This window comes from Rhodopseudomonas sp. (assembly GCF_036404135.1).
GTDB lineage: Bacteria > Pseudomonadota > Alphaproteobacteria > Rhizobiales > Xanthobacteraceae > Rhodopseudomonas_A.
Genome location: NZ_DASWPE010000090.1, coordinates 1 through 9,537, shown reverse-complemented (window position 1 = coordinate 9,537; position 9,537 = coordinate 1). Strand labels below are relative to the sequence as shown.

At 66.0% G+C, this 9,537-nt stretch carries 8 protein-coding genes and 1 pseudogene; 7 read left to right on the top strand and 2 right to left on the bottom strand.

What is annotated here, in order from left to right; genetic code table 11:
* Both VGC77_RS10325 and serS read left to right on the top strand, forming a co-directional pair.
* Positions 1-107: pseudogene (locus tag VGC77_RS10325) on the top strand (IS110 family transposase); the annotation flags it as partial.
* A gap of 343 nt (positions 108-450) precedes the next feature.
* A complete protein-coding gene (serS, locus tag VGC77_RS10320; RefSeq protein ID WP_331171478.1) occupies positions 451-1,974 on the top strand; it encodes a serine--tRNA ligase in 1,524 nt (507 codons plus the stop codon).
* 207 nt (positions 1,975-2,181) lie between these two features.
* Here serS and VGC77_RS10315 read toward each other — a convergent pair whose 3' ends face one another.
* Positions 2,182-2,703, bottom strand: a complete 522-nt coding sequence (locus tag VGC77_RS10315) for a hypothetical protein (protein WP_331171477.1) — start codon at positions 2,701-2,703, stop codon at positions 2,182-2,184.
* Between the two features lie 209 nt (positions 2,704-2,912).
* On the opposite strand from VGC77_RS10315, the gene surE reads away from it, so the two are divergent.
* The 5 genes from surE (at position 2,913) to VGC77_RS10290 (ending at position 8,612) form a co-directional block, all read left to right on the top strand.
* Positions 2,913-3,680 carry a 5'/3'-nucleotidase SurE gene (surE, locus tag VGC77_RS10310; protein WP_331171476.1) on the top strand — a complete coding sequence of 256 codons (768 nt, stop codon included), beginning with the start codon at positions 2,913-2,915 and terminating at the stop codon, positions 3,678-3,680.
* Between the two features lie 297 nt (positions 3,681-3,977).
* Positions 3,978-4,817: a methyltransferase gene (locus tag VGC77_RS10305; protein ID WP_331171475.1), complete on the top strand. Its 840-nt coding sequence runs from the start codon at positions 3,978-3,980 to the stop codon at positions 4,815-4,817.
* A 34-nt stretch (positions 4,818-4,851) separates the two neighbouring features.
* On the top strand, positions 4,852-5,703 hold the full coding sequence (locus tag VGC77_RS10300; protein ID WP_331171474.1) for an SDR family oxidoreductase: 852 nt from the start codon (positions 4,852-4,854) through the stop codon (positions 5,701-5,703).
* 196 nt (positions 5,704-5,899) lie between these two features.
* Complete coding sequence (locus VGC77_RS10295) at positions 5,900-7,603, top strand: sulfatase-like hydrolase/transferase (protein WP_331171479.1); 1,704 nt, start codon at positions 5,900-5,902, stop codon at positions 7,601-7,603.
* Positions 7,604-7,844: 241 nt separating this feature from the next.
* Positions 7,845-8,612: a hypothetical protein gene (locus tag VGC77_RS10290; protein ID WP_331171473.1), complete on the top strand. Its 768-nt coding sequence runs from the start codon at positions 7,845-7,847 to the stop codon at positions 8,610-8,612.
* Positions 8,613-8,617: 5 nt separating this feature from the next.
* Here VGC77_RS10290 and VGC77_RS10285 read toward each other — a convergent pair.
* The coding region (locus tag VGC77_RS10285; protein ID WP_331171472.1) for a glycine betaine ABC transporter substrate-binding protein at positions 8,618-9,537 on the bottom strand (920 nt) is incomplete at its 5' end.

Below are 9,537 nucleotides of genomic sequence, written 5' to 3'. Positions count from 1 at the left end.
TCAGCGCTGGTAAGCCCAAAATGGTCGCCCTGATCGCCGTCGCCCGAAAGCTCCTCACCACCCTCAACGCAATCCTGCGGGACAATCAGCCATGGCAAAACGCTTGACAACCAAGACAGTCGCTGAGGAACCCGGCGTAGCTCGAAGAGCGAAGCCGGGTATCTCGAAGGATGGCCGCGGGCAGAGGGCGGTCGCAATCTTCGGAGCCGCATCCTTCGAGGCCCTCGCGTTGCTCGGGCGCCTCAGGATGACGACGCCGGGGGTGATGAGCGTCAGAATACGCCCCAGGATGACGACTCAAATCAATGCTGCGCCTCACGCCGACCTTGTTGCGCCTCACGCGGGTGCTGCGCCGTTTGATGTTCCAAAAGCCGCGCATTCGGGGTACTGAGCCGCGCCGACGTTTGCATTCATGCAAATGGCCAAAGCCAGCCGCCCAGGACCCGACCCATGCACGACATCAGAGCGATCCGCGACAATCCGCAAGCCTTCGACGACGGCCTGAGACGGCGGGGACTTAAGGACGAGGCAACATGGTTGGCGACGACCAATGAGCGCCGGCTGGCGATCATTAGAGTTCTCGAGAGCAAGAGAAACCAGCGAAAGGTCGCCTCCGACAAAATCCATCAGGCAATGAAGGCTAACGATCTCGGAGCCGCGGCCACGCTGAAACTTGAGGTTGCTGAGTGCAAAGCTTCAATTGCGAGCTTGGAAGCGGAAGAGAAAGAGATCGATGTTCAATTCCGTCTAAGACTTGAAGGGATACCAAACCTTCCGCTCGCCGACGTGCCGGAAGGCAAGGATGAGCACGACAATGTGGTGCGCAGCCATTACGGGGTGAAGCGCAGTTACGCCTTCACGCCGAAGCCGCATTACGAGCTCGGCGAAGCCTTGCAGCAGATGGACTTTGAAGCCGCGGCGAAGTTGTCCGGCGCGCGTTTCGTGGTGCTGAAGAAGGGCCTGGCGCGGCTCGAGCGCGCGATCGGGCAGTTCTTTCTCGACGTCCACACCGAGGAGCACGGCTACACCGAAGTCAACCCGCCGCTGCTCGTCAAAGATGAGGCGATGTTTGGGACGGCGCAGTTGCCGAAGTTTGAGGACGACCAATTCTTTGCAGGGCGCATATCGGATATCGATACTAGGCAACAAGCTGCAGCCATCGAGTGGTTTTCTACTGACGAGGAGGAGGAGGAGTACGCGAAAGGAAGTGGGAATCCCAATCTGATAAAGGCGTTCCGGGCGTACCAAGCTGCGAAAGACTCTGAGGAAGAACCGCGGATTTGGATTGATTTTTTCCGGGCCGAGTATGCCCGAGCACGTATTGCCCATCACGCGGGCGTCCCGCCGCGTCTCTGGCTCATCCCCACCGCCGAAGTGCCGCTGACCAACCTGGTGCGCGAATCTATCCTCGACGAAAAGGAACTGCCGCTACGGATGACCGCGCTGACGCAGTGCTTCCGCGCCGAGGCCGGCGCCGCCGGGCGCGACACCCGCGGCATGATCCGGCAGCATCAGTTCACCAAGGTCGAACTGGTCTCGGTGACGACGCCGGAGCAATCCCGCGACGAGCATGAGCGCATGCTGGCCTGCGCCGAGGAAGTGCTGCGCCGTCTCGAATTGCATTACCGGGTGATGACGCTGTGCACCGGCGACATGGGCTTTGCCTCGCAGAAGACCTACGACATCGAAGTCTGGATGCCAGGACAACTATCAAGCCAAGGCGAGGGCGGGGCGTATCGCGAAATCTCGTCGTGCTCGATATGCGGCGATTTCCAGGCGAGGCGGATGGACGCGCGCTCGCGCGGCCCGGACGGCAAGCCGCGCTTCGTCCATACGCTGAACGGCTCGGGAACGGCGGTCGGCCGCGCGCTGATCGCGGTGATCGAGAACTATCAGCAGGAGGACGGCTCGATCGCGGTGCCCACCGTGCTGCAGCCCTATATGGGCGGGGTGAAAGTGATCAGCAACGGCTGAGCCGTAGCACGTGCTGCGCATCGGATGAAGTGCGGCAATAAAGAAGTCGTCATTCCGGATTGCGAGTTCGTTGGAACGAGCAAGTCCGGAATCGATAACCCCTGCAGGGGGTATGGATCTTGGGTTCACTCGCAGCTCACGCCACTCGTGCCCCGGGATGACGGCGTTCTATGGATTGCGCGCGCTACGCAACATCGGCCATTCAACTCACGCCCGCGCGGCGCCGAGCAGGCTGCATTTGCCGTAGGAGGCGTTGAGATTGACGTGGCCGACCAGGGTGTCGGTGAAGGTTTTTTTGCTGCGGGTGTTGACGACGTCGTGCAGCACCCGGCGGCGCTGCGTGGCGTAGCTGCCGTCCTCGCTGCGGAACGCGCAGAGGATCTCCAGATCCTTGATCGGGAAGCGATTGCGGTTGCGCACCGTGAAGGTCGCCAGCGCCTGCGAGCCCATGCCGCCGCGCTTCCAGGATTGCCGGCCGAGGCTGATGCGCTTCAGCGGCGCCGTCGCAGCGGGCAGCATCGCCTGGGCGTTGCGGGTCGCGGCACTCGGCGCGACGGACCCCGGCGGGTCCTGCGGATTGGAAGAATCGTCTTCGGCGGCTGCCGGCGCCGCGTCGGCGAGGCCGACCGGCTCGGCCGGGTTGCGCAGCGCGGCCAGCAGATAGACGCCGAGCCCCGCCAGCACCAGCAAGCCTGCAACGATCGCCGATCGCGCGCGCGTCATCGCCATGTCCGCCACCCGCTCCGCCGCCTGGCGCGGCGATTGAGTTTTGATCGCCGGAAAACGGCGTTCGCGCGCGAAGGTTCCGGGGGACTGGCGATAGCCGGCGCGGCGCCGTGCCGTCGCGGCAATGCCAAAAAACGGTTGGTAAAACCGCCGCAGGCTGGCAAAAGTCCGCTCCGCCATCCACCCCGGCAGTGAAGAAGGCAATTCAGCGCATGCGGATTCTGTGCACCAATGACGACGGCATCCACGCGCCGGGGCTGAAGATCGTCGAACAGATCGCGCGCGAACTGTCCGACGACGTCTGGGTGGTGGCGCCGGAGCTCGACCAGTCCGGGGTGTCGCATTCGCTGTCGCTGAACGATCCGTTGCGGCTGCGCGAAATCGGGCCGCGGCATTTCGCGGTGCGCGGCACGCCGACCGACTGCGTGATCATGGGGGCGCGGCACATTCTCGGCGACAACGGGCCGGATCTGGTGCTGTCCGGCGTCAACAAGGGCCGCAACGTCGCCGAGGACGTGGTCTATTCCGGCACCATCGCCGGCGCCTTGGAAGGCAGCATTCTGGGCTTTCCGTCGTTCGCGCTGTCGCAGGAATTCTCGATGGACAATAAGGGCGTGCCGCTGTGGCAGACCGCGCTGGCGCATGGCCCGGCGATTCTGCGCAAGATCATCGCACAGGGCGTGCCGAAGAACACCGTGATCAACATCAACTTCCCGGCGCGGGCGCCGGAGCAGGTGGCGGGCGTGCAGGTGACGCGGCAGGGCAAGCGCAACCAAGGCTTCCTGCGGGTCGACGAGCGCCGCGACGGCCGCGGCAATCCGTATTTCTGGATCGGCTTCGAGCGCATCGCGGTGGTCGACACCCCGGCCGAGGGCACCGATCTCGCCGCGCTCGCCGCGGGCTACGTCTCGGTGACGCCGCTGCGGCTCGACCGCACCGACGACGCCTTCTCGCAGGTGCTGAACACCACGCTGGGGTAGGGGCGGCACTCGGGCCGCTTCACCACGCGCCGTCATCCTTCGAGGCTCGCCGCCGTCATCCTGAGGAACCCGGCGAAGCGCGCAGCGCGAAGCCGGGTGTCTCGAAGGATGCGCGGCGGCCGCGCGGCCCGGTCATCCTGCGAGGCTCGCCGCAAGCGCGGCGTCGCACCTCCGAATGACCTCGAAAACAGCACTCTCAGCCAACGGGATCGCAGCGATGCGGTCCCGTTTTTCTTTGGCGCGTTGCGACTTGCTTGTCAAAATGATGCAGGTAGTCTGCAGCAACAGGGCAGGCCGATGACCGGGCATCGATCGGGCAAGTTCAGGACGTTCTATGCCGAATTGATCGCCGGCCACCGCGGCGCGCGGATCCGGGACGCGTTCGCTGCCGTGCCGCGCGAGCCGTTCGCGGGTCCCGGTCCCTGGCTGCTCAAGGGCCTCGGCAAGGACTATGTACAGACGCCCGACGCTGATCCGGCATTCCTGTACCAGGACGCGCTGCTGGCGCTGGTCGCCGCGCGCAACATCAATATCGGAATGCCGAGCGCCCACGCGCTGTGGCTCGGGGCGATCGATCTGCGGCCGGGCGAGCGGGTGCTGCAGGTCGGCGCCGGCGCCGGCTACTACACCGCGATCCTGGCTCATCTGGTCGGTGAGGCGGGCCGGGTGTTCGCCTATGAGATCGATCCAGCGCTTGCCGGACGGGCCCGCGGCAATTTGACGGCATGGCCGCAGGTCGAGCTCTACGGCCGCAGCGGCATCACCGACGATCTGCAGAAGGTCGACGCGGTCTATGTCTGTGCCGGCATCACCCAGCCGAGCTGGGCGTGGATCGATGCGTTGCGGCCCGGCGGGCGGCTGTTGTTTCCGCTGCAGCCGCCGGGCGGGGTCGGCGGCATGTTGCTGATCGAGCGGCCGGCGCAGGGCGTAGCGTGGCCGGCTAGATTCGTCTCGCGCGCCGCCTTCGTCGATTGCATCGGCCCGCAGGTCCCCGACGCCGGGCTCAGGCTCGCCGCGGCGTTTGCCGGCGGCTGGGACCAAGTGCGGGCGTTTCGCATCGACGCGGCGAGTGATGACAGCTGCTGGTATGCCGGTGACGGCTGGTGGCTCTCGACCGCGGGGGCCGATCCAAGCTAGCGTCTGACAGCGGCGATCACGGCAGGAGGCTCCCATGCGATCCATCGTCATCACTGGCGTATCCACCGGCATCGGCCACGCAGCGGCCAAGCTGCTTTTGGCGCGCGGCTTTGCGGTGTTCGGCAGCGTGCGCAAGGAGGCTGACGCCCTGCGGCTCAAGGCCGAGTTTGGCGAGCATTTCACGCCGCTGATCTTCGACGTCACCGACGAGGAGGCGGTGAAGGCGGCGGCGCGCGAGGTGCGCACCGCGCTGCGCGGCGAGATCTTGGCCGGCCTGGTCAACAATGCCGGCATCGCGGTGGCCGGGCCGGTGCTGGAATTGCCGATCGCCGAGTTCCGCTATCAGTTCGAGGTCAACGTGATCGGGCCGATCCTCGCCACCCAGGCGTTCGCGCCGCTGCTCGGCGCCGATCCGCATCTTCAGGGGCCGCGCGGCCGCATCGTGATGATCAGCTCATTGGCCGGTAAATTCGGCAATCCCTTGATGTCGGCCTATTCGGCCTCCAAGCACGCCATCGAGGGGCTGTCCGACGCGCTGCGCCGCGAGCTGATGCTGTTCGGCATCGACGTCATCGTGATCGCGCCGGGCGCGGTGAAGACCCCGATCTGGGCCAAGGCCGACGAGGTGGATATTTCCGGCTATCAGTCCTCGCCGTTCTTTCCGGCGTTGCAGCGGGTGCGCAGCTATCTGCCGAAGATGGCCGCCAAGGGCCTGCCGGCGGAGCGGATCGCCGATGGCATTCTCACCGCCTTGACCGCGGCGCATCCGCGGGCGCGCGTCACCTTGACGCCGGATCCGCTGCGCAATTTCATCACCAACATCCTGCCGAAGCGCACGGTCGACAACATCGTCGCCAAGAGTCTGGGGTTGCTGCCGGCGAAGTAGTCGCGCTGTGTTGCAGCACAGCACCGGCCGCCGCGCTCGGCCGCCGTGAGCCTGTGTGACTTCTGTAAATTGATTGCGCCTTTGTGACGCTTCAATTACGCTTTGATGACGCGATGCGTCAGCCGGCTGCGTCGTCCGCCCCCTGGTCACCGCCAGCCAGGGCCAGAGAGCCCCGCCGCGCCAGGTGTGTCCCGTGATGGGGCTGCCGCCCAACCCAGTGCCATCGGTGAATGCGGCGACCGCAACGTCGGTCAGCGTGTGGCGGATGCTGGCGGTGGTGCCGCCGCATCTCGCCGCATTGGCGCTGATGCTGCACAGCGAAACCGACCTCAACGGCCGGCTCGGCTTCCTGCTGGCCTGGGGACTGATCAACTGCGGCTGGATCGCGGCGCTGCGTCGGCCGGCTTTGTCCGGTGCGTTGTCGCTGACCATGGTGGTGTTGCTGGTGCTGCTGTCGCGGCTGAAGCATGACATCGTGCAGATGACCGCCAACTTCGTCGACCTGATGGTGATCGACCGCGACACCGTGGCGTTCCTGTTCACGATCTTTCCGGATCTGCGCTGGTCGGCGATCGGCGCTGCACTGCTGACCATTCCTCTGATGTACGCGCTGTGGTGGCTCGACCCGTTTCGGATCCGCCGCCAGCCGGCGCTGGCGGCCGCGATGCTGTTCCTGGCGGGCCTGGTCGGCTACGCGACGGCCTGGCCGGACGAGGCCTGGCGCAGCTATTACGACGACGGCTATCTGTCGAAATTCGCCCGCTCCGGAGTGACCGCGGTGTCGGATTTCTTCAACTACGGCTTCATGGAGTCCGACGCGGTGGTCGCCGATCAGCTGAAGCTGCCGCTGGAGCAGGCCTGCCATCCGGCGGGGCGGCGGCCCAACATCATCATGATCCACGACGAATCCTCGTTCGACATCCGCGCCGCGGCGCAGGTCAAAGTGCCGGCAGGCTACGGCGCGCACTTCAAATCGTTCGACGGCCAGGCGCGCAAATTTCTCGCCGAGAGCAATGGCGGGCCGAGCTGGTTCACCGAATACAACGTGCTGGCCGGACTGTCGTCGCGCTCGTTCGGCCGCTTCGCTTACTTCGTCACCCGGATCGCATCGAGACGGGTGGAGCGCGGCTTGCCGCTGGCGCTGCGCCGCTGCGGCTACACCACGACGGCGCTGTATCCGGCCAACGGCGCCTTCATGAGCGCGCGCAATTTCCAGACCACCACCGGGATGCAGCGGTTCTTCGACGCCCATGATCTCGGCTCCAGCCGTGTCGAGCCGGATCGCTTCTTCTACGACAAGGCGCTCGGGCTGATGCCACAGCGGGGCGCCCAGCAGCCGTTCTTCATGTTCGTCTATCTTGCCGCCAATCATTTCCCCTGGCAGACTAAATTCCGCCCCGAGCTGACGCCGGATTGGCGCAATCTCGGCAACGCCCCGGTGGTCGAGGAATATCTGCGCCGTCAGGCCTTGAGCGTCACCGACTACGCCGCGTTCCTGGCGCGCTTGAAGAAGCAATATCCGGCGCAGCCGTTCCTGATCGTGCGGTTCGGCGATCACCAGCCGGAATTCTCGCCGCAACTGCTCGATCCCGAACTCGACGAGGCCGGCATCGGCAAGAAGCTGATGGCCTATGATCCGCGCTACTACGCCACCTACTACGCGATCGACGCGCTGAACTTCCAGCCGGTCGACAGTCCGGCGATCATGGACACGATCGACGCCGCCTATCTGCCGCTGGTGATCCAGGAGGCGGCGGGGCTGCCGCTCGATCCGTCCTTCGCGGAGCAGAAGGCCATCATGCTGCGTTGCCGCGGGTTGTTCTATGGCTGCGGCGACGGCGCCGAGGCGCGGCGCTTCAACCGGCTATTGATCGACGCCGGGCTGATCAAGAATCTGTAACGAAGCAATCAGCAGCCCAACTCCGTCATTGCGAGGAGCTCTTGCGACCAAGCAATCCAGGGCCACGCGTGCCGCCCCTGGACTGCTTCGCGGTTCGGCCGGCGTTGCGCGCCGGCCTCGGCTCGCAATGACACTGAATTTGCTCGCTGCTTTTTCAGCGAGGCTTTAAGATCATACCCGGGCGCCGCGCTGGACGCTGCCTTGCGTTGGATCAGACCGGGTTATGGACTCTTCGCTGCTCATGCGCCTTGGCGCCGCCGCCTCCGTCGCCGGCCACGTCGTGGTGTTGGCGCTTTTGTTGCTGGCCGGGGTGTACCCTTACGAGTCGGTGAGTTCCGACGCCATCACCGTCGAACTGGTGCCGGCCGACGAGGTCAAGCCGCCCGAGGTGACGCCGCCGCTGCCGTCGCTCGACGACGCGGCGCCACCGCAGCCGCAGGCGTCGGCCCCACCGCCATCACCGTCGCAGGCGGCCGCGGCGAAGGCGCAGCAGACCGCCGCGTCGGACAAAACCGCGACGCCGCAGCCAGCCGAACAGCCCGCGCAACAATCTGCGCAGCAGCAACCGGCGCCGCAGCCGGCCTGGCCGGCGCCGATGGCGGCGCCGCAGCCGCCCGACGTCACCGAACGGTTTCACGTCATGCTCGGGCTGCCGGCGGAGGCGATCGGCAAGGAGGTCGGCGGCGAGGCCGCGGAGGGCGCCAATATCGCCGCCTCCGACACCGAGAAGCTGCGCGCCCATCTGCGCACTTGCGCGGCATTGCCCGGCGCGGTGGCGCCGAGCGACAAGGTGCGGATCGTGATGCGGATCGCGCTGACCCCGGACGGCCGGCTGGCGTCGCCGCCGGCGCTGATCGAGGCCAGCGCCTCGACCAAGGGCCCGCTGCTGATGCAGGCGGCGATCAAGGCGCTGCAGGACTGCCAGCCCTATACCATGCTGCCTTCGGACAAGTATCAGGAATGGCGGGTGCTCGACATCGGCTTCACGCCGCAGGATTTCAAGGGGTAAGCGGCTCAGCGCGGCGCGATGCGCTGCCATAGCCAGCGCGCCACCGCATCCGGCGAACTCGTGCCGTCGCCGCCGGCGGCGCGCAGATTGGCCTCGCGCATCGCGGCGATGTCGATCCTGCCGAGCAGCGGCGAAAGCGCCGCGCGCAACGCTTTGTCGTCGGCGCGCCGTGGCGATAGCAGCAGCACCGCATCATAGGGCGGGATCGCTTGCTTCGGATCCTCCAGCGCCACCAGATCGTATTTCGCGATCAGCCCGTCCGAGGTGTAGCCGGCGATCACGTCGACTTCGCCGGACGCGACCGCGGCATACATGAAATCCGGCTGCAAGGTGCGCTGGCTGCGAAATGCGAGGCTGTAAGCCTGGCGCAGCCCGGCCCATTCCGGCCGCGAGAAGAATTCGTAGTCGCCGGCGATCGACAGCGAGCCCGCGTGGGCCGCGAGATCCGCGATCGAGCGAATTCCCAGCGCATCCGCACGCGCGCGCGGCATCACCAGAGCATAGGCGTTGGCGAAGCCGAGTTCGCCCAACAATGTCACCTTGGACCGCGCGAGCTCGCCTGTCAGCTCGGCGATGAGCTGCGCCGGCGGCTTGATCTCATTGTGGTGAAACTGGTTGGCCCACAGCGTGCCGGAATAATCGATGTAGACGTCTATATCATTCGAGGCGAGCGCATCATAGATGACGCTGGAGCCGAGACCCTGCCGCGTCGTGCTCGCCAGCCCCGCCGCCTGCAGGCGCTGCGACATCAGCGCCGCCAGCACATATTGCTCGGTAAAGGTTTTGGCACCAACGACAACGCGTGTGCCGGAGCGCGCGAAGGAGGGCACCAGCGTCGCGATGACGAGGATGGCGATGCCGAGCGCGCCGGCCAGCATGCGCAGCCGGCTGCGCAGGCGAATGCCACTTTCGATCAGGGCCAGCA

What these genes read in the sequence shown, in the direction of transcription:
- serS (WP_331171478.1), top strand. Translation starts at nt 451, where the DNA reads ATGCACGACATCAGAGCGATCCGCGACAATCCGCAAGCCTTCGACGAC.
- VGC77_RS10315 (WP_331171477.1), bottom strand. Translation starts at nt 2,703, where the DNA reads ATGGCGATGACGCGCGCGCGATCGGCGATCGTTGCAGGCTTGCTGGTG.
- surE (WP_331171476.1), top strand. Translation starts at nt 2,913, where the DNA reads ATGCGGATTCTGTGCACCAATGACGACGGCATCCACGCGCCGGGGCTG.
- VGC77_RS10305 (WP_331171475.1), top strand. Translation starts at nt 3,978, where the DNA reads ATGACCGGGCATCGATCGGGCAAGTTCAGGACGTTCTATGCCGAATTG.
- VGC77_RS10300 (WP_331171474.1), top strand. Translation starts at nt 4,852, where the DNA reads ATGCGATCCATCGTCATCACTGGCGTATCCACCGGCATCGGCCACGCA.
- VGC77_RS10295 (WP_331171479.1), top strand. Translation starts at nt 5,900, where the DNA reads ATGGGGCTGCCGCCCAACCCAGTGCCATCGGTGAATGCGGCGACCGCA.
- VGC77_RS10290 (WP_331171473.1), top strand. Translation starts at nt 7,845, where the DNA reads ATGCGCCTTGGCGCCGCCGCCTCCGTCGCCGGCCACGTCGTGGTGTTG.